Genomic DNA, 18,391 nt, shown 5'->3' with positions numbered 1-18,391 from the left:
TGGGGTGAATGGAGTAGCTTCCCCTACTCTCTCCGGAGTACGGAATGCGCCGCGCTCAGTACGGGCAGACCAGCCCCCGCGCCTCCTCCTCGTCCATCCCGCGGATCTCGTCCACGAACGTCCCGAAGTGGTGTTCCGGACGGTAGCCGATCTCGGCCCATCCCGCCGTCGGCTGGAGTTGCGGCGTCGGCGAGATGTCGAGGCCGAAGCGCTCGACGACGTCGCGGGCGCCGGGGAAGAGGCGCTCGGCCGTACCGACCGGGTCGGCCTCCCAGCCGGCGATGTCGTCCGCCGTGAACGCGTTCGCGCGCACCGCATCGACGATCAGCTCCGCGCTGGGGGTGCGGGCCAGATAGTCGATGCTGCGGAGCGCCGCCTGCAGCACGTCGCGGCGGTCCACGCCGATCCCGAGGAGGCGTGCGCCGTACTCGCGCGGCCAGTCGTCGGTCCACGGCGTGAACGCAGCGGGCCGGAGCGCTACGTACGACAGGCCGGAGCGCCGGTGCTGGTACGCGAGCAGTTCCTCCCCGATGCGCTTGGTGAAGCCGTATTTGTCGTAATGGTCGTGCCAGGCCTGCGACGACAGGAACAGGACCCGCGCTCCCGTCGCGACCGCCGCCTGCGTCATCCACATCGTGCCGTCGACGTTCAGCCTCCAGAAGTCGACCTCCGTGCGAACGCCCGTGTGGATGCCGTGCCACGCCGCGGTGTGCACGATCACGTCGCAGTCGCGCGCCGCCCGCTCCAGGCCGACACCGATCTGCACATCGACCTGGTGGAAGACGATCTCGGGACGCCGGTCGAGCCACGCGGGCTTCACGATGTCGGAGATCACCAGTTCGTGCCCCGCCTCGAGCAGCGGCCCGCTCAATCCGCGACCGACGTTGCCTCCGCCACCCGTGATCAGAATCCTCATGCGCGCATCATACGAGCAGGGGTCGTGGCGGTCTCGGCCGAACGGCCTCAGGCCACGAACAGCGTCGCGCACAACAGCGCGATGGCGATCGCGAGGAGCGTCGCACGCAGCACGATGATCGACTCCCACCGGTCTTGCAGGGCGCGCGCGTTCGTCGGCACCTCGCCCGCGGACACGGCGGAGGTGAACACGCTGTTGATGGGCTTGGCGATCCGCGAGAAGAGCAGGAGCCAGGCCAGCAGAAGGGCGAACCCTACAGCGGCGAGCGCACCGGCGATCGGCGAGCCTCCGACGAAGGCGAGCACGACGGTCGCAGCGGTGGCGATCGTCCCTCCGATGCCGATGACAGGGAACCGTCGATCCCCGTAGTAGTGGCCTCGACCGACGACGCGAACGAGCGTGCGGTCGTCCAGCTCGGCGTAGACCGCGCGCTGCACGACGGCGACGCTCATGTCGGTGCCGAAGATCACGGCGAGGCTGAGGATGGCGAGAGTGGCGGTGATGCCGATGGCGAGGAACATTGCTTATCCGTTTCGTTGGCGGCGGAGTCGTTGATGTTAGCGTTGCTAACTGTTAGCAGTGCTAATGTAACCGCATGCCCCGATCAGCGCAAGACTCCGAACGAGTGCGCGAGCGCGAGTCCCGCATCGTCAGCGCCACCCGCGACATCGCGGAGCACGAAGGCTGGGCCGCTGTGACGGTCCGGCGCCTCGCCGACGCGGTCGGGGTCAGCCAGCCGATCCTCTACCGGCACTTCCCCGGCGGACGCGACGACATCGTCGGCCGCGTGGTGGTGGACGGCTATGCGGAACTGGCCGCCGCGATGGAGGGCGCCGACACCGGCTCGGACCCATTGCCGGCAGTGGTCGCCGCCTACCTCGCCTTCGCGCGCGAGCATCCGGCGGTGTACGAGGCGATGGCCTCCGCCCGCAGCAGCATCGTCTTCGCCTCCGACGAGACACCCGAAATCCTCCGCAGGGGGTTCGGACTGCTGGAGCGTGCCGTGGGCGGCGCCGATGCGCGCGAGCGAGCGGTGCGCGCCGAACTGCTGTGGAGCACCCTGCACGGCATCAGCCAGCTCGGCGCCCACGACCGGCTCGACCCCGAGCTCGACGGCCTCCGGGAGGCGGCGGTCGCCGCTCTGTTCGCGCGGCGGTGAGTCGCTACCGCCGACGGGATGCCGCGGCGATCATCGCCACCCCGCCCAGCGCGGCCCCCACCGCGCCCAGCGCTCGCCGGTTGCGCGACGCCCAGGCCTGAACGCTGGTCGCCTTCGAGCGATCGCCGAACGGCCCGTGCATGCCGTGGTCGACCGTCCGGTCGGCAGGCTCCCACAGGTTGGCGGGCTGGTCGGCAGGCCGCGGCTCATCGGTCTGCTGCGACGAGTAACCGGTCATCCCGAGGTAGCGATCGAGGAGGCCCGGGATCAGCCGGTTGCCGATGATCGTCTGCACCGTCGAGACTCCCACCCAGTACGCGCGCCGCGGGCGGATCGCGGCCCGGACGATCGAACGGGCCGCGACCTCCGGCTGGTAGATCGGCGGCACCGGCTGCGCCTGCTGCGGGAGGCGCGACAGCAGCCACCGGAACTGCGGCGTGTTCATCGCGGGCAGATGCACCATCGTGATCGCGACATCGCTGTGGTCGTGCATCAACTCGGTGCGCACCGACTCCGTGAACCCGACGATCGCGTGCTTGGCGCCGCAGTACGCGGACTGCAGCGGGATGCCGCGATACGCCAGCGCCGACCCGATCTGCACGATCGTGCCGCGGCCCGCCGGCCGCATCCGGCGCAGCGCCGCCATCGTCCCGTACACGAAGCCGAGGTAGGAGACCTCGGTCGTGCGGCGGAACTCGTCGGGCTCGATCCTGCCGAGCTCGGCGAAGACGGACGAGAAGGCGCAGTTCACCCACACGTCGATGCGTCCCCACTCGGTGACGACGCGCTCGGCGGCGGCCTCCACGGCCTCCGCGTTGGCCACGTCGACGGGCACCACGAGCGCCTGGCCGCCCGCTGTGCGCACCTCTTCGGCCGCGCCCTCCAGCCCCGCCTCCCCACGGGCGAGCAGCGCCACGCGCGCTCCGTTGCGCCCGAACTCGACGGCGGCGGCACGGCCGACGCCTCCGCTCGCGCCCGTCACGACGACGACAGCGCCCTCCAGGGTGTCGATCCCGTTCATTGCACTCCTTCCGCTCGCCCCCTCTGACCGTTCGGCCCTCTGTGGATGGTCCGCGCGACCTCCGAATGCGGTCAACCCCTTGCGTTCCCGCACGGGCGGGCATTGCATCCGGTTCGAGGCGTCGGGACAATCAAGGAAGGTTCGAATCATGACCGTCAAGCTGAACCGCAAGGCCCTCGAGCACGCCCGCTCCCTCGTGGAGAAGGGCTCGGTCGTCCACGACGAGCGCGACGACTGGAGCGAGCACGCACCGAGCGCGGACGACGAGAACGCCTTCATCGAGAAGCACGGCTGGGACGAGTACGCGCTCTGGCACCTGGGCGAGGACGCGGAGGCGAGCGAGGAGACCAAGGGGCGGTTCAGCTTCCCCTACGGCGACTTCCGCAAAGTCCACCGCTGCGGCGTCATCTCGCTCGAGAGCCGCGCCGCGCAGAACGACCACGACGACATCGCGAAGGCGTCGAAGAAGCTCCTCGATCAGATCGACGAGGACTGAGCCGGCGGAGGGCTGAGCGATGAGCACGATCACCTCCGGCGGCGTGGACGTCCGCAGCCTGGCCGACGCCCTCGCCGACCGCGTCGACGGAGAGGTGCGCTTCGACGACGGCAGCCGGGCCGCATACTCGACCGACGCCTCCAACTATCGGCAGGTGCCGATCGGCGTGGTCGTGCCACGCACTGTCGAGGCGGCGGTGGAGGCCCTCGCCGTCTGCCGTGAATACGGCGCGCCGGTGCTGAGTCGCGGCGGCGGCACGAGCCTCGCCGGCGAGTGCACCAACCACGCGATCGTCATCGACTGGAGCAAGTACTGCAACCGCGTGCTCGCGGTCGACCCCGACGCGCGCACGGCGACCGTCGAGCCCGGCATCGCGCTCGATGACCTGAACGCGGTGCTGGCGCCGCACGGCCTCCAGTTCGGCCCGAAGCCGGCCACGCACTCGCACTGCACCCTCGGCGGGATGATCGGCAACAACTCGTGCGGATCGAGCGCGCAGGCGTACGGCAAGACGGTCGACAACATCCGCCGCATGGAGGTGCTGACCTACGCAGGCGACCGCTTCTGGGCGGGGCCGACCTCCATCGCGGAGTTCGAGCGCATCCAGCGCGCCGGCGGCCGGGTCGCCGAGCTCTACACCGCGATGCGCGACCTCGCAGAGACGAACGGCGACCTGATCCGCGAACGCTACCCGCGCATCCCGCGCCGAGTCTCGGGGTACAACCTCGACTCGCTGCTGCCGGAGTTCGGGTTCGACGTGGGGAAGGCGCTGGTCGGCTCGGAGTCCACCCTCGTCACCGTGCTGCGCGCCGAGCTCGACCTCGTGCCCGTGCCGCCGACCCGCACCTTCCTCGTGCTGGGCTTCCCGAGCATCGAGGACGCCGCGGACGCCGCGACCGCGATCGCCGCGCACGACCCGCTCACGATCGAGGGCCTCGACAGCGTGCTGGTGAACGACCAGAATACCAAGCGGCAGAACGTGGAGGCGCTGAACCTGCTCCCGGAGGGCGACGGCTGGCTGGTGGTCGAGTTCGGCGGGCGGACCAAGGAGGAGTCGGACGAGAAGGCGCGCGCGATGGTCGCGTCGCTCCAGAGCCGCGATGTCGTCCCGCACGACCGCCAGTTCGACGACGAGGCCCACCAGAGGGAGATCATGGAGGTGCGCGAGGCCGGCCTCGGCGCGACCGCGTGGATCCCCGACCGCAAAGACACCTGGGAGGGCTGGGAGGACGCCGCCGTTCCTCCCGAGCATCTCGGCGGCTACCTGCGCGACTTCGGCGACCTCCTCGGCGAGTTCGGGTACGAGAACGTCTCGCGCTACGGGCACTTCGGCCAGGGCTGCGTGCACTGCCGCATCCCGTTCGACCTCGTCACCGAGGAGGGGATCGCGCACTACCGCGCGTTCATCCAGCGCGCGGCCGAGCTGGTCGCGCGCTACGGAGGGTCGCTCTCGGGCGAGCACGGCGACGGGCAGTCGCGCGGCGCCCTGCTCCCGGTGATGTTCGGCGAGGAGGTCGTCGAGCTCTTCGAGCGCTTCAAGGCGCTGTTCGACCCGCAGAACCGGATGAACCCGGGCAAGGTCGTGCACCCCTACCAGCCGACCGAGAACCTCCGGCTCGGCGCCGGCTACGGGCCGAAGGTCGAAGTCGAGCTGCACTTCTCGTACCCGAAGGACCGCGGGCGGTTCGACCGCGCGTCGCTCCGCTGCGTCGGCGTCGGCAACTGCCGCAGCCACAGCGGCACCGTCATGTGCCCGTCGTTCCGCGCGACGAATGAGGAGGAGCACTCCACCCGCGGCCGCTCCCGGCTGCTCTTCGAGATGCTGGAGGGGCAGTACCGCGAGAGCCCGATCACCGACGGCTGGCGATCGACGGAGGTGCTCGACGCGCTCGACCTGTGCCTGTCGTGCAAGGGCTGCAAGACCGACTGCCCGGTCAACGTCGACATGGCGACCTACAAGGCCGAGTTCCTCTCGCATCATTACGAGGGGAGGCTCCGGCCCGCCGCGCACTACACGATGGGCTGGCTGCCGATCTGGGCGCGGGTCGCGAGCGTCGCGCCGTCGCTGGTGAACCGGCTCGCGCGCATCCCCGGCCTCTCCCGTGTCGCCAAACGGCTCGGCGGGGTGGAGCCCGACCGCCCGGTGCCCCGGTTCGCCCCGGAGCGCTTCACCGACTGGTTCGCCGCCCGGCCGCCCGCACCGCCCGCGCCGCTCGGCGACGTGATGATCTGGCCGGACACCTTCACCGACAACTTCCACCCCTCCATCGGCCGCGCCGCCGTCACCGTGCTGGAGGACGCCGGTTATCGGGTCGTGCTCCCGCCGGGGCACCTCTGCTGCGGACTGACCTGGATCTCGACCGGCCAGCTCGCGACGGCCGGCCGGATGCTCGCGCACACCGCCGCGGTGCTGGCGGACGCGCTCGGCGACGGCGTCCCCCTGGTCGGGCTGGAGCCGAGCTGCCTTGCGGTGTTCCGCTCCGACGCGCCCGAGCTGCTGCCGGACGACCAGAACGTCGCGGCGGTCGCCGAGCGGGCGACCTCCTTCGCGGAGCTGCTGGAGCGGACGCCGGACTGGTCGCCGCCGCACATCGGCGGCAGTGCTGTCGTGCAGCCGCACTGCCATCAGCACGCGGTGGGCGGCTTCGGCGCCGACCAGGCGATCCTCGACAAGTCAGGCATCGAGACGACCACGGTGGAGGGCTGCTGCGGTCTCGCGGGCAACTTCGGCTTCGAGGACGGTCACCTGGACGTGTCGGTGGCGGCCGCCGAGCACGCGCTGCTCCCCGCGATCCGGGAGGCCGGCGGGGGCGCCCGGGTGATCGCCGACGGCTTCAGCTGCCGCACGCAGGTCGAGCAGCTCGGCGGCACCGCCGGTCTCGACGACACCTCCCGGCCGCTGCACCTCGCGGAGGTCCTCGCCCTGCAACTCGCATCCCGCCGGGGCACGCCGGCGCGCGTGGACCGGCCGGGCCGGACCGCCGAGCGCATCCCGACCCCGGCCGTCGAGCGGGCGCTGTCGTCGGACCGGGTGAAGCAGCGCTCGTGAGCTCGCGCCCGATCGTTCAGGTCGCTCGATCGATCAGGTGGGAAGGCCGCGCAGGTAGGAGGCGTAGCCGTCGGGCGCGCGGCCGACGAGACGGCTCGACGTGGTGACGGGATGACGCTCGCTCTCCGCGACGGGGTGGCGAGCGGCGCGCAGACGCGCGACCAGGTCCACATCCTCGCCGACGAAGAGCGGAAGGAAACCGCCCACGTCGAAGTAGGCTCTCGCGCGGACGCCGAGGTTGGCGCCGTGCACGTGGCCGAGGGTTGCACCAGGGGGATGCGTGCGTTCCCACGTCCGCCGGCGCAGCTCGTCCAGGTCGGTCAGCCGGGGCACGACCGCGCCCACGTACGCGTCGGCCTCCCTCGCCGCCCGGAGATGCTCCCGCAGCCAGGAGCGCGGCACGGTGCTGTCGGCGTCGGTGAACGCGATCCACGTCCGCTCCGGTGCGGCCCCGGCGGCGCCGCACCCGGCCAGGACCGCGTCATGACGGCTCCGGCCGACGTTCCCGTGATCCCTCTCGATCACGAGAGTGCCCGCGAAGCGGCGCGCCACCTCGGCCGACCCGTCGGTGCAGGCGTCCAGCACCAGAACGACGGACGACGGGACGGCGACAGCATTGCGAGCGACCTCGATGGAGTGCAGGCAGTCGGCGAGGGTGGCCTCCTCATCGCGCGCGGGCACGGCGATCAGCACGTGGTCGACCGTCACCCGAAGACCTCCAGGAGGAACTCCTCGTCGTGGTGCTGCACCAGCAGGCGCAGTCCCGCGGTGTTCGCGAACGCGGCGTGGGCATCCCCGCCGGACTGGGCGAAGTCGTCCGCGTGCCCCGTCCAGTGACAGAGCACCACCTGGCCGCCCTCGGCCAGCGATCCCACGATCCTGTCGACCGTGGCCGCCCACTGATCCGCGGCGAGGTAGTAGGCGACCTCCGAGACGACGATCAGGTCGAACAGCCCGTCCGGCCACTCCTCCGGGATCCGCATCCGCCGGATCACGACGTTCGCGAGGTCTGCGGTCCGTTCAGTGGCGAGCGCGACCGCTGTCGGCGCGCTGTCCACGCTCACCAGCGTCTCGAACCGCTCGGCGAGCAGCGCCGACAGCTCGCCGATGGAGCATCCGATCTCGAACCCGCGACCGTAGCTCTCGCGGGGGAGGACCGCACAGGTGATCGCGCGCTTGCGTCGCTCGTACCACCGCGTGCGCACCGACCACGGGTCGCCCTTCGCCCGGTGCAGCGCTTCGAAATGGTCCACGACGACTCCCGCCTCGGGCTCGAACAGCACCTCCCTGCCGTTCACCGCGCGCTCGACGAAGTCTTCGGCGAGCACACCGTCGGGGTTCGCCGCCGTGTGCAGCTGGGCTCGTGAAGGCCGCGAGCGCGACGCGCTTGCGCGCGCGGGCGGGTGCGGTCAGCTCGACCTCGCTCACCCGATCCCACGGCAGGTCGTCGGGCCCGCCCCACTGCCACAGCCAGACCGGGTACAGCAGGAGGTCGTCGCCGTGCACCGCGCACGCGGCGGCCACTTCGCGGCCCAGCGTCCGATGATCGCCGTGCCGGTCGCCCGGCCACGGCGCCAGCACCAGCGTCGTGTCACCCCGGCGCGATGCGAGGGCCAGGTCGATCCCGTCCCGGAGCCGATCGGCCTCGTGCTTGAGGCCGCCGTCGGTCAGGCCGAGCACGGTCAGGTCGGTGGTCGACCCGAGCAGCGATAGCGCGGTCTGCAGCTCGACGACCCGCTCCTCCCGGTCGCTCGTCGCGACGATCACCGAGATGTCGATCCCGAGTTCGCCGGCCAGCGCGAGGAGTCCGCCCACCCCGAGCGTCTCGTCGTCCGGGTGCGCGGAGAAGACGACGATCCGGGTGTAGCCCGCGAGCCACTCGGTGGTGCGCCGCGGCACGGACTCCCAGCGGGCGGGGTCCTCCCAGGTGTCGAACGGTGTCGTCGCGACGAGGGGGTCGAAGGTCACCATGCGGGCAGCCCTCCCGCCAGGTGACCCGCGAGCGAGGCGTCGTCGCGGCCGCGGTGGTACTGGGAGACGTAGAGCTCGAGGTCTGCGCAGCGCCGCGCCAGGCTCTCGTCGAACGCCAGCGCTGCGGGGCCGAGCACGTCGCGCGCGACGTCGAGGGTCGCGACGACCGCGTCGGCGACCGTGCCGCGGACGGCGTGGGCGAGCACGGCCGCATCCGGCACGTCGCCCGAGTCGATCCGCGCCGCGGCGTCGTCCAGGGCCAGCCGCCCGACGTCGAGGCGGCGATAGAGCTCGCCGGCGCGTGCTGCGAGGATGGCATCGTCCGGACGCTTCCGCGTGCGCGCGATGAGAGCGTCGACGATCGGGAGGCAGCCGCCCCACCAGCACGCGGCGACCCCGATCGCACCCCAGCGGAACCCGGGCCGGTCGAGATACCACCCGTTGCCTCCCACCGAGCGCGCCGGAGATCGGTCGAAGGAGACCGGCCCGCTGACGACGTCGACGAGGCCGCGGGCGACCCAGTGAGCCGGTTCGACAGTCACGCCGGGCGCCCCCATCGAGACCGCGAACATGCGGCGAGCGCCGTCGGGAGTGACCGCCGTGACGAGCGCACTGGTGAGCCGGCCGGCCAGCGAGCACCAGGGCTTGCGGCCCTCCAGCACCCACCGGCCCTGCTCCGGCTGCGCGAGCACCACGTCGCGGGGCGACTCGGCGGCGAACACGCCCCAGGTCGTGCCCGGCTCGGGCTCCGGGGCATCGGCCTCCGCGAGGATCGCCACCGCGTCGAGGTGCGGTTCGATCACGCGGGCCGCCGTCACATCCACCGCAGCGACCCGGGCGAGCCCGCGAAAGCGCTCCGCGGTCCGCCCAGAGCCCGGGGGCGGCAGCAACGCACCGGGCGGCGTCGCGCGCAGGACCTCCACCAGCGGCGCGACACGTCCGCCGCACCCCGCCGCGGCCTCGAGGTAGGCCGCGATTCCCGCGATCCCGGTCTGCTCCATGGCCTCCACACTCGCCCGTGCACGACCGGGATCAACCCCCTTGCGCGGTCCGACCGTCCGTGTGCACTCCGACCGTTCGTGAGCCGGACAGGCCGAAGGGCGCGCCGTCGGGAGCGCGCCCTTCGGGGTCGGGGCTGCCGTCAGCGGGTGGCCGGGCGCCGGTTCTCCGCGCTCACCATCCACGCCAGCTGCTCCAGCCGCTCGATGATCTGATGCAGCAGATCGGCGGAGGTCGGGTCGGCCTCGTCGACATCATCGTGCACCGAGCGGACCGTGCGCACCACGGTCTCGAGCCGGTCGGTGATGAGATCCACCGCGTCGGCGGTGTCGATCTCGCCGTTCGGGATCTGCGCCAGCGCCGTCGTCTCGGCCACGGTGCGCGACCTGCCGTCGGTCGTCGCGTGCAACGCACGCAGGCGCTCGCCGACGTCGTCGCTGAACTCGCGCGCCGCCTCCACGATCTCGTCGAGCTGCAGGTGGAGGTCGCGGAAGTTGCGGCCAACGATGTTCCAGTGCGCCTGCTTGCCCTGCAGCGACAGCTCGATCAGGTCGACCTGCACGCGCTGGAGGTCGCTGGCGAGCGACGCGGACGCGACGAACCCGTTCTCGGCGTTCTCGCGACGGGTCTCGTGCTCGCCGGGCGCCGCTCCCCGGGCACGCGTGGTGCGCGGTGCGGCCGCGGCCTTCGATTTGCTCTGGGTCTTCGAGGTGGTTGCCATGTGGTCTCCTTCTCGTGTTTCTGACGCGGACCGTAGGCCGGTCTGCCCGCGCTCCCCAAGGGGGTTGACCTCTCCGCGAACTGTGATGCCGCGCTCGGCGGCGGCCGGCGCGCTCGCTGAAGAGGTGTACAGCGAGGTTGGATGCGCACCGCTCCGGTGGGAACGTCTGCTGTATGAATGGCGCAGTTCGCGAGACCGGACACACGTCCGGGATCCGCACGACCGTGATGATCGTGGCGGGCGCGGTGGCGTTCGCTGTCACCGGAGCCTTCGGGCAGTGGCCGTACGCAGCCTCCGTCGGCTGGGCGGTCGCCTGCGCCGTCTACGTCACGTGGGTGTGGGTCACGATCTCGCGCGTAGGCGGTGCGGAGACGCGGAGGCGCGCCTCGGCCGAGGACCCGTCCAAGACGACGAGCGACGTTCTGCTGCTCATCGCCTCGGTCGCCAGCCTCGCCGCGCTCGTCCTCCTGCTCGGACAGACGAAGAACGCGTCCGCGCCCGGCAAGGATCTCATCGCACTTCTCGGCGCGACCTCCGTCGGGCTCTCGTGGTTCTTCATCCACACGCTCTACACGCTCAGATACGCGGTCCTCTACTACAACGAGCCCGGCAGCGGGAGGCACGGCATCGACTTCAACGAGGACACCCCGCCCCGCTACCTCGACTTCGCCTATCTTTCGTTCACGGTCGGAATGACGTTCCAGGTCTCGGACACCGACATCTCCAGCCAGCGGATCCGGGCGGCGATCCTCCGCCACATGCTGCTGTCATACCTGTTCGGCGCCGTCATCATCGCCGCGTCGGTGAACCTCATCGCGAGCCTGGCCTCCTGACAGGGGCCCATGGGCGGTACTACACCCCTCGCGCGCCGTGTGAAGCCCTGTCCCGGCGTCGATCGAGCGCGTAGAAACAGCACATGAGAGCACTCACCTGGCAGGCGACCAAGCAGCTCGCGGTGATCGACGCACCGGAGCCCCGCATCGAGGAGCCGACCGACGTCGTCATCCGCATCACCTCGACCGCGATCTGCGGCTCCGATCTGCACCTCTACGACGTGCTCGGCCCGTTCCTCGCGAAAGGCGACATCCTGGGCCACGAGCCCATGGGGATCGTCGAGGAGGTCGGCTCCGAGGTCACCCGGCTCACGGTGGGCGACCGGGTGGTCGTGCCGTTCGTGATCGCGTGCGGGCACTGCCACTTCTGCCGGCTCGGGCTCACGACCCAGTGCGAGACCACGCAGAATTACGATCACGGCACCGGCGCGATGCTCTACGGCTACACCGAGTTGTACGGGTCGGTGCCCGGAGGCCAGGCCGAGCGACTGCGCGTGCCGCTCGCCGACTTCAACGCGCTGAAGGTCGGCACCGAGCTGCCCGACGAGCGTTATCTCTTCCTCAGCGACACCCTCCCCACCGCGTGGCAGGGCGTGCAGTACGCGAACCTGCCCGAACGCGGCGTGCTCGGGGTCATCGGCCTGGGCCCGGTCGGTCAGTTCGCGGCGCGCGTCGGTGTGCACCTGGGCCACCGGGTGGTGGCGGTGGACCCGGTCCCCGAGCGCCGCGCGATGGCGGAGCGGCACGGCGTCGACACGTTCGACCTGTCCGACGATGTCGCCGACTGGCTGCGCGAGGCGACCGACGGGCGCGGCCCGGACGCGGTGATCGACGCCGTCGGCATGGAGGCCCACGGCAACCCGGCGACAGCGCTCACGCAATCCGCGGTCGGCCTGATGCCCGACCCGATCGCCAAGAAGCTGATGACCACGGTCGGAGTGGACCGGCTGGCCGCGATGATGCTCGCGTTCGACGCCGTGCGCCGCGGCGGAACCGTGTCGCTCAGCGGTGTGTACGCGGGCGTGGCCGACCCGGTCCCGTTCATGAACCTGTTCGACAAGCAGGTCGCGCTGCGGATGGGCCAGTGCAACGTCCACGCCTGGCGCGACGAGTTGCTCCCCCTGGTCGAAGACCCAGCCGACCCGCTCGGCACCGAGGACCTCGTCACGCATCACGCCGCACTCGAGTCCGCGCCGGAGATGTACGACCTGTTCCGGGACAAGCAGGACGGGTGCGTCAAGGTGGTCCTGCACCCCTGAGAGGTGCCCGGTCGGGCGGCCGGCTCGTCGTCGAGGCTTGACCCTGCCGGCTTCTGCTGCAATAGTTAGGCATATGCCTCAGTTTCACTCCGAGCTCGACGCCGTGCTCCGCGCCCTCGCGGACCCGACGCGCCGGGCCGTCGTGGAACGACTCGCGAAATCACCCGCTGTGGTGTCGGAGCTCGCGGCTCCGTTCGCGATGGCGTTGCCGTCGTTCATGCAGCACCTGCGCATCCTCGAGGCGGCGGGAGTCGTCGACTCGGAGAAGCACGGGCGCGTGCGCACCGTGAGCCTCCGGCCGGGAGCGCTCGACGTGCTGCACCTCTGGCTCGGGGAGCAGCGCACCCCCGCGGAGCGCCAGGCCGACCAGCTCGGCGTGCACCTGGCCCTCACCTCCACCCGTCCGACCTCTTCGAAGGAGAACTGACATGACCCGCGTCCGCATGGACCTCTTCACCTCGCTGGACGGCTACACGCCGTCCGACCCGAGCCCCGACGCGCCGATGGGCGCCGACTGGGGCCGGCTCACCGCGGCATACACCGCGACCCGCACCTTCCGCGCCAAGGTCTTCGGCGACACCACCGGCGCCGGCACGACCGGCCTCGACGACGCGTACGCGGTCGCCTTCTTCGACGACATCGGGGCGGAGATCATGGGCGCCGGGATGTTCGGGCTGCACTCCTTCGGCGACGACCCGGAGTGGAAGGGCTGGTGGGGCGACGAGCCGCCGTTCGGCACTCCGGTGTACGTGCTCACGCACAGCGCGCCGCGCCCCGACCTCCCCGTCGGCAGGACGACGTTCCGCTTCCGCGACGCCACTCCCGAGGACGTGCTCGCAGAGGCGACGGAGGCCGCGGGCGGTCAGGACGTGCGCATCGGCGGCGGCTACGGCACGGCTCGCGACTTCCTGCGCGCCGGCCTCGTCGACGACCTGCACCTCATGGTCGCGCCGATCTTCCTCGGCCGGGGGCACCGCATCTGGGACGACCTCGCCGGCTTCGACCAGACCTACACGGTGCGCTCGGAGGTCGCGGACAGCGGCGTCATCCACGTCACCCTGAGCCGCTAGGAGCAGCCGATGACCATCGAACGCCGGCTCGCCCGCTCCGGATTCACCCTCACCCGCGACTATCCAGCGGCTCCCGAACGCGTCTGGGACGCCTTCGCCGACGAGAGCCAGAAGCTCAGCTGGTGGGGCGCCGGCGACGCCGCCGAAGCCCGCGAATGGGCCTTCGACTTCCGCGTCGGCGGACGCGACATCGCCGAAGCCCAGTTCCACGACGGCCCGCTCTCGCGCTACGAGGCGACGTACACCGACATCGTCGAGCACGTGCGCATCGTCACGACCTACGACATGTGGCTCGACGGCGATCACATGTCGACGTCGGTGGCCTCACTGGAGTTCGAGCCGATCGACGGAGGCACGGGCACCCGGTTCACGCACGTCGAGCACGGCGTCTTCTTCGACCGGTTCTGGGCCGACGGCGTCGGCCGCGAGCGCGGCACGTTCGGCTTGCTGGAGGCGCTGGCTCGCTATCTCGCGTGACGCGCACAGGCGGCATACGCTGACGCCATGCACCGCGCGGCGCGGGAACCGGTCAGCCGCGGGCGCACCCGGATCGGGGCGCTCGCGGTGGGCGCCCTGCTGCTGCTGGCCGGGTGCTCCGCGCCGCCGCCCGCGCCGGCGACCTCGCGCGCGCTGAGCTCGCCGACGCCCTCCCGCCCGTCGCCGACCGGCTCCGCGGCCCCGGTCACCGTCCCGCTCCCGGGCATCACGGCGTGGCCCTCGTATCACGCCGACCAGTCGCGCACCGGGGCGGTGGGCGCTGGAGCGTCTCTGGCCTCGCTCGGCCGGGCGTGGTCGGCCTCCCTCGGCGGCGCCGTCTTCGGTCAGCCTGTCGTGGCGGGAGGCCGCGTGATCGCCGCGACCGAGACGAACCGGGTGGTGGCGCTCGATCCGACCAGCGGGAACATCATCTGGTCGGCCTCCCTCGGCGACCCGCTGACCGACGTCGCGTCGGTCGCGGGCTGCGGAAACATCGACCCGCTCGGCATCACCAGCACCCCCGCCGTCGACACCGCGAGCGGGACCGTGTTCGTCGTCGGCGAGGTGAGCACCGGCGGCGGCGCGGTGCACCACCAGCTGGAGGGTCTCAGCATCGCCACGGGCCAGGTCGTGCTCTCGGAGGCGGTCGATCCGCCCCTCCCCGCCGGCGAGGACCCGGTGCACCTGCTGCAGCGGGCCGCGCTCGCGGTGGCGAACGGTCGCGTCTACGTCTCCTTCGGAGGCAACTACGGCGACTGCGGCGCGTACCACGGCTGGGTCGTCGGGGTGAACGAGACGGGCGCGCCCAATCCCGTGTCATTCGAGGCGGCGCCCGACGGCCAGGGCGGTGCGATCTGGCAGGGCGGAGGCGCGCCTGCGGTCGATGCCGCGGGGAACCTCTACGTGTCGACCGGCAACTCCAACCCCGACCCTGCCCCCGGCGGGCCCGACCCGATCGAGTACGCGGAGAGCGTGGTCAAGCTGTCGAGCGATCTGAAACCGCTCGCCGCTTTCAAGGACCGGACGGCGGGCGGCGACGACGACCTCGGAACCGGCAACCCGGTGCTGCTGCCGGGCGGCCTCCTGTTCGCGGCGGGAAAGACCGACGTCGGGTTCGTCCTGCGTCAGTCCGACCTGTCGCAGGTCGCGGCGATCCGAGGCCTCTGCGGCAGCGACCCCGACGGCGGCGCCGCCTACGATCAGGCCACGAACCGCCTCTTCGTGCCGTGCCGTGACGGCGGCATCCAAGCCGTCGACCTCAGCACCGACCGGTTGGGCCCGCTGCTCCAGGGCGCGAACGGCGCGCCGATCGTCGTCGGAGGAGCGGTCTGGGCGGTGCAATACCCGGAGGGCACGCTCAGCCAGTTCGAGGCCTCCACCGGCACGCTGCTGCAACGGCAGGAGGTCGGCCAGTCCGTCCCGCACTTCGTGAGCCCGAGCAGGGCGCTCGGGCTGCTGCTCGTCGGGACCGACACCGGAGTGGTGGCGTTCCGCGGGGGCGGTTAGGTTCCGGGGGTGGCGCCGGTGGGCGACGCCCCGGATACTGGCCCCGTGGAGATTCTGCAGGTCGCGCAGCACGCCGACGATCTCGACCGCGCCGCCCGGTTCTACGAGAAGCTGCTCGGGGAGGCGCCGGCTGCGCGTTTCGACCCACCCGGCCTGCTGTTCTTCAACCTCGGCATCGGCAGGCTGCTGCTCGAGAAGGGCGCCCCGTCGGCGCTCGTCTACATCCAGGTGGACGACGTGACCGAGTTGGTGGAACGGCTGCGCAGCGATGGGGTGAGGGTGGTCACCGAACCGCATGTCATCTTCACCCATGTGGACGACAGCATCGGTCCGGCCGGGAACGACGAGTGGATGGCGTTCATCGAGGACAGTGAAGGCAACACGGTCGGTCTCGTCAGCTTCGAACCGCGGCACGACCCGTGATCGGCGGACTCGTGTAGGCTGGTCGGAGTCCGTGAAGCACCATCGTCGCTCTTCGGGCTTGATCACGCGTTTCTGATCGTGTGACCGAGACGGTCCCGCATCAGAAACCGGTCCTTCCCAGCCGGGTGTCGTGTGCGGGGCCGCCCTCCACTCCGATGTGACGACAGGCCCTCATCCATCGCCCACAACCCGGCCCTCATCTCCGTCCGCGCAGCAACGTAGCCGCGGCAACACCCCGCCTCCTCGGAGGCGAAAGGACTCACCATCACCAGCATTACGCGGCCCTCGGCCGCACTCACCTGGCGCCAAGCAGACGACTCCGTCTGGGTCGCCACCGCCGACGACGAGTATGCCGGCATCGCCGAACTCGACAACGGCCGGTTCCGCGTGCTCGACAGCCGCTCGCACGCCGTCGGAACCGCGCAAACGATCGCGGAGGCGGAAACCCTCCTCCGTCGCACAGAATCGCACCGCGTCCGCCGCGGTGCCCACCACCGTCCGCGCCGAATCGGGCGCGGCGACCGGAGCCGTCCTCACGGCTCCCGAAGAATGAAGGAAGAAAAGATGCCCACTGGCACCGTCAAATGGTTCAACTCGGAAAAGGGCTACGGCTTCATCGCCCCGGATGACGGCAGTGCCGACGTCTTCGCCCACTACAGCGAAATCGCCGCCACCGGCGGATACCGCAACCTCGACGAGAACCAGAAGGTCGAATACGACCTCGCACAGGGACCCAAGGGTCCCCAGGCCGCGAACATCCGCCAGGCCTGATGGATCCAGGTGCCCGGCCATTCGGCCGGGCACCTGTTTTTTTTGCCGCGGCGCACCGACGAACACTCAGCAAGCGCGAATACGATTGCGGCATCTCGGGCGTTCGCCCACATCCTCGGCTGGGAAGTCGTCGCGACACAGCGGAGGAAAGCATGACTGCATCCACCCTCGGGCCGGTCCTCCGGACCCGCCCTCGCTCCGAAACGCGAGCCCCCGTCACCAGCACGTACAACGAGCTGCTCGGGCGGGTTCGCAGCGAGGGCCTCCTCGAACGCCGGCGCGGCTTCTACATCACGATGTTCGCCGTGCTCACGGTCGGGCTGCTCGGCGCGGCGGCCGGGTTCGTGCTGCTCGGAGACTCCTGGTTCCAGTTGCTCATCGCCGCGGCCCTCGGGTTGATCTTCACCCAGTTCGCGTTCCTGGGTCACGAGGCCTCCCACCGCCAGGTGTTCGCCTCCGGCCCCGCCAACGACCGTGCCGGGAGGCTCATCGCGACCTGGCTGGTTGGCATGAGCTACCAGTGGTGGATGACGAAGCACACGCGCCACCACGCCAACCCGAACACCGCGGGCAAAGACCCCGACATCGCCTTCGACACGATCTCGTTCACCGTCGAGGACGCCGCCCGGCAGCGGGGCCTCCTCGCCGCGATCACCCGCCGGCAGGGCTACCTGTTCTTCCCGTTGCTCCTCCTCGAGGGCGTCAACCTCCACGTCACCTCGGTCCGGTCCCTGCTCGCACGCGGGCCGGTCGAACGCCGCCGCAGCGAGCTGGTCGCGATCGGGCTGCGCCTCTCGATCTTCGTCGCGATCGTGTTCCTCATGCTCCCGCTCGGTATGGCGTTCGCGTTCCTCGGAGTGCAGCTCGCCGTGTTCGGCGTCTACATGGGCGCCTCCTTCGCCCCCAACCACAAGGGCATGCCGCTGCTGCCGGCCGGCTCGCGCGTCGACTTCCTGAACAAGCAGGTGCTGACCTCCCGCAACATCCGTGGAGGCTGGACCATGAGCGCTCTGATGGGCGGACTCAACCACCAGATCGAGCACCACCTGTTCCCCAGCATGCCGCGACCCCACCTCCGCCGTGCCCGCGAACTCGTCCGGGCGCACTGCGCCGCCCACGACATCCCCTACACCGAGACCGGTCTCGTGACCTCGTACGGCATCGTCATCCGCTACCTGAACCGGGTCGGGCTCGCCGCCCGCGACCCGTTCGACTGCCCGGCTGCGGCGCAGTACCGGCGGGCGTAAGCGCGGCTCTTCACCCGACGAGGGCTCTTCACCCGACGAGTTTGTCGAGGATGGTGTCGAGCTGCTGGAGCTCGGCCGCGCTCAGCGGGTGGAACGACTCCGCTAGGACGTCGTCGACGAGCTGCTGAGCGCTCACGCGCAGCTGTTCGCCTCTGGCCGTTATCCGGTGGCGCACGGCTCGCCCCGGCCCCGCCGTCCGTTCGAGCAGACCGCGGTCGATCATGCGCTGCGCGAGCGTTCCCATCGCCTGGTCGGACTGGAACGTGAGCCCGGCGAGCTCGTGCAGCGATGCCTGCGGGTTCTCGTGCAGGTGACGGAGCGCGTCCCACTGCACGAGGGATATCCCCAGCGGCGCGAGAGCCGCGTCGATGGCGCGATGATGGCGCGCCTGCAGACGCTTGATGCGCAGGGCGATGCGCGAGAGTTCACGGGTCACGAGTCGAGTCTACGCGTTAATCAGCTTGTTTGTATCA

The 18,391-nt window shown here is 70.9% G+C and carries 20 protein-coding genes and 1 pseudogene; 12 read left to right on the top strand and 9 right to left on the bottom strand.

Going from position 1 to position 18,391, the window contains the following annotated elements; genetic code table 11:
- Nucleotides 1-55 precede the first annotated feature (55 nt).
- Both ASF88_RS19805 and ASF88_RS19800 read right to left on the bottom strand, forming a co-directional pair.
- Complete coding sequence (locus ASF88_RS19805) at nucleotides 56-916, bottom strand: NAD-dependent epimerase/dehydratase family protein (RefSeq protein WP_055922939.1); 861 nt, start codon at nucleotides 914-916, stop codon at nucleotides 56-58.
- A 47-nt stretch (nucleotides 917-963) separates the two neighbouring features.
- Nucleotides 964-1,437 (bottom strand): hypothetical protein, encoded by a 474-nt coding sequence (locus ASF88_RS19800; protein ID WP_055922937.1) that lies wholly within the window; start codon nucleotides 1,435-1,437, stop codon nucleotides 964-966.
- Nucleotides 1,438-1,511: 74 nt separating this feature from the next.
- On the opposite strand from ASF88_RS19800, the gene ASF88_RS19795 reads away from it, so the two are divergent.
- Complete coding sequence (locus ASF88_RS19795) at nucleotides 1,512-2,075, top strand: TetR/AcrR family transcriptional regulator (RefSeq protein ID WP_055922935.1); 564 nt, start codon at nucleotides 1,512-1,514, stop codon at nucleotides 2,073-2,075.
- Between the two features lie 4 nt (nucleotides 2,076-2,079).
- Here the strand turns inward: ASF88_RS19795 and ASF88_RS19790 are convergent, their stop codons facing one another.
- Nucleotides 2,080-3,096, bottom strand: coding sequence for an SDR family oxidoreductase (locus ASF88_RS19790; protein WP_055922933.1), 1,017 nt, complete (start codon nucleotides 3,094-3,096; stop codon nucleotides 2,080-2,082).
- Nucleotides 3,097-3,244: 148 nt separating this feature from the next.
- On the opposite strand from ASF88_RS19790, the gene ASF88_RS19785 reads away from it, so the two are divergent.
- Together ASF88_RS19785 and ASF88_RS19780 are read left to right on the top strand one after the other, a co-directional pair.
- On the top strand, nucleotides 3,245-3,592 hold the full coding sequence (locus tag ASF88_RS19785) for a hypothetical protein (RefSeq protein ID WP_055922931.1): 348 nt from the start codon (nucleotides 3,245-3,247) through the stop codon (nucleotides 3,590-3,592).
- Between the two features lie 19 nt (nucleotides 3,593-3,611).
- Nucleotides 3,612-6,641 (top strand): FAD-binding and (Fe-S)-binding domain-containing protein, encoded by a 3,030-nt coding sequence (locus ASF88_RS19780; protein WP_055922929.1) that lies wholly within the window; start codon nucleotides 3,612-3,614, stop codon nucleotides 6,639-6,641.
- Nucleotides 6,642-6,674: 33 nt separating this feature from the next.
- Here the strand turns inward: ASF88_RS19780 and ASF88_RS19775 are convergent, their stop codons facing one another.
- From ASF88_RS19775 to ASF88_RS19760, 5 genes and pseudogenes are all read right to left on the bottom strand, one after another.
- Nucleotides 6,675-7,349, bottom strand: a complete 675-nt coding sequence (locus ASF88_RS19775; protein WP_055922927.1) for a glycosyltransferase — start codon at nucleotides 7,347-7,349, stop codon at nucleotides 6,675-6,677.
- Nucleotides 7,346-7,969: a class I SAM-dependent methyltransferase gene (locus ASF88_RS20575; RefSeq protein ID WP_235493575.1), complete on the bottom strand. Its 624-nt coding sequence runs from the start codon at nucleotides 7,967-7,969 to the stop codon at nucleotides 7,346-7,348. The genes ASF88_RS19775 and ASF88_RS20575 overlap by 4 nt, the downstream gene beginning before the upstream one ends.
- 244 nt (nucleotides 7,970-8,213) lie before the next feature.
- Nucleotides 8,214-8,612 (bottom strand): annotated as a pseudogene (locus ASF88_RS21185) (PIG-L deacetylase family protein); the annotation flags it as partial.
- Nucleotides 8,606-9,613 carry an acyl-CoA dehydrogenase family protein gene (locus ASF88_RS19765; protein WP_055922924.1) on the bottom strand — a complete coding sequence of 336 codons (1,008 nt, stop codon included), beginning with the start codon at nucleotides 9,611-9,613 and terminating at the stop codon, nucleotides 8,606-8,608. The pseudogene ASF88_RS21185 and the gene ASF88_RS19765, both read right to left, overlap by 7 nt.
- 140 nt (nucleotides 9,614-9,753) lie before the next feature.
- The gene (locus ASF88_RS19760; protein WP_055922922.1) at nucleotides 9,754-10,332 is read right to left on the bottom strand and encodes a Dps family protein; all 579 of its coding nucleotides are present in this window, start codon (nucleotides 10,330-10,332) and stop codon (nucleotides 9,754-9,756) included.
- A 173-nt stretch (nucleotides 10,333-10,505) separates the two neighbouring features.
- Here ASF88_RS19760 and ASF88_RS19755 point away from each other — a divergent pair, with 173 nt between their 5' ends.
- The 9 genes from ASF88_RS19755 to ASF88_RS19710 all read left to right on the top strand — a co-directional run bounded on the left by ASF88_RS19755 (nucleotide 10,506) and on the right by ASF88_RS19710 (nucleotide 17,918).
- Nucleotides 10,506-11,165 carry a DUF1345 domain-containing protein gene (locus ASF88_RS19755; protein WP_157498443.1) on the top strand — a complete coding sequence of 220 codons (660 nt, stop codon included), beginning with the start codon at nucleotides 10,506-10,508 and terminating at the stop codon, nucleotides 11,163-11,165.
- 83 nt (nucleotides 11,166-11,248) lie between these two features.
- On the top strand, nucleotides 11,249-12,424 hold the full coding sequence (locus ASF88_RS19750) for an alcohol dehydrogenase catalytic domain-containing protein (protein WP_055922921.1): 1,176 nt from the start codon (nucleotides 11,249-11,251) through the stop codon (nucleotides 12,422-12,424).
- Between the two features lie 73 nt (nucleotides 12,425-12,497).
- Nucleotides 12,498-12,851 (top strand): ArsR/SmtB family transcription factor, encoded by a 354-nt coding sequence (locus ASF88_RS19745; RefSeq protein WP_055922920.1) that lies wholly within the window; start codon nucleotides 12,498-12,500, stop codon nucleotides 12,849-12,851.
- A gap of 1 nt (nucleotide 12,852) precedes the next feature.
- The gene (locus ASF88_RS19740; protein ID WP_055922918.1) at nucleotides 12,853-13,494 is read left to right on the top strand and encodes a dihydrofolate reductase family protein; all 642 of its coding nucleotides are present in this window, start codon (nucleotides 12,853-12,855) and stop codon (nucleotides 13,492-13,494) included.
- Between the two features lie 9 nt (nucleotides 13,495-13,503).
- Nucleotides 13,504-13,971, top strand: coding sequence for an SRPBCC domain-containing protein (locus ASF88_RS19735; protein WP_055922916.1), 468 nt, complete (start codon nucleotides 13,504-13,506; stop codon nucleotides 13,969-13,971).
- A gap of 27 nt (nucleotides 13,972-13,998) precedes the next feature.
- Nucleotides 13,999-15,477 carry an outer membrane protein assembly factor BamB family protein gene (locus ASF88_RS19730; protein WP_055922914.1) on the top strand — a complete coding sequence of 493 codons (1,479 nt, stop codon included), beginning with the start codon at nucleotides 13,999-14,001 and terminating at the stop codon, nucleotides 15,475-15,477.
- A 45-nt stretch (nucleotides 15,478-15,522) separates the two neighbouring features.
- Nucleotides 15,523-15,900: a VOC family protein gene (locus ASF88_RS19725; protein WP_055922912.1), complete on the top strand. Its 378-nt coding sequence runs from the start codon at nucleotides 15,523-15,525 to the stop codon at nucleotides 15,898-15,900.
- 564 nt (nucleotides 15,901-16,464) lie between these two features.
- The gene (locus tag ASF88_RS19715; protein ID WP_055922908.1) at nucleotides 16,465-16,671 is read left to right on the top strand and encodes a cold-shock protein; all 207 of its coding nucleotides are present in this window, start codon (nucleotides 16,465-16,467) and stop codon (nucleotides 16,669-16,671) included.
- Nucleotides 16,672-16,823: 152 nt separating this feature from the next.
- Complete coding sequence (locus tag ASF88_RS19710) at nucleotides 16,824-17,918, top strand: fatty acid desaturase family protein (RefSeq protein ID WP_055922906.1); 1,095 nt, start codon at nucleotides 16,824-16,826, stop codon at nucleotides 17,916-17,918.
- A 28-nt stretch (nucleotides 17,919-17,946) separates the two neighbouring features.
- Here ASF88_RS19710 and ASF88_RS19705 read toward each other — a convergent pair whose 3' ends face one another.
- Entirely contained in the window at nucleotides 17,947-18,354 is a 408-nt protein-coding gene (locus ASF88_RS19705; RefSeq protein ID WP_055922904.1) for a MarR family winged helix-turn-helix transcriptional regulator, read from the bottom strand.
- Between the last annotated feature and the right edge of the window lie 37 nt (nucleotides 18,355-18,391).

The sequence above is a fragment of the Leifsonia sp. Leaf336 genome (assembly GCF_001423695.1).
Classification (GTDB): domain Bacteria; phylum Actinomycetota; class Actinomycetes; order Actinomycetales; family Microbacteriaceae; genus Leifsonia.
This window is presented reverse-complemented; position numbering and strand designations above follow the sequence as displayed.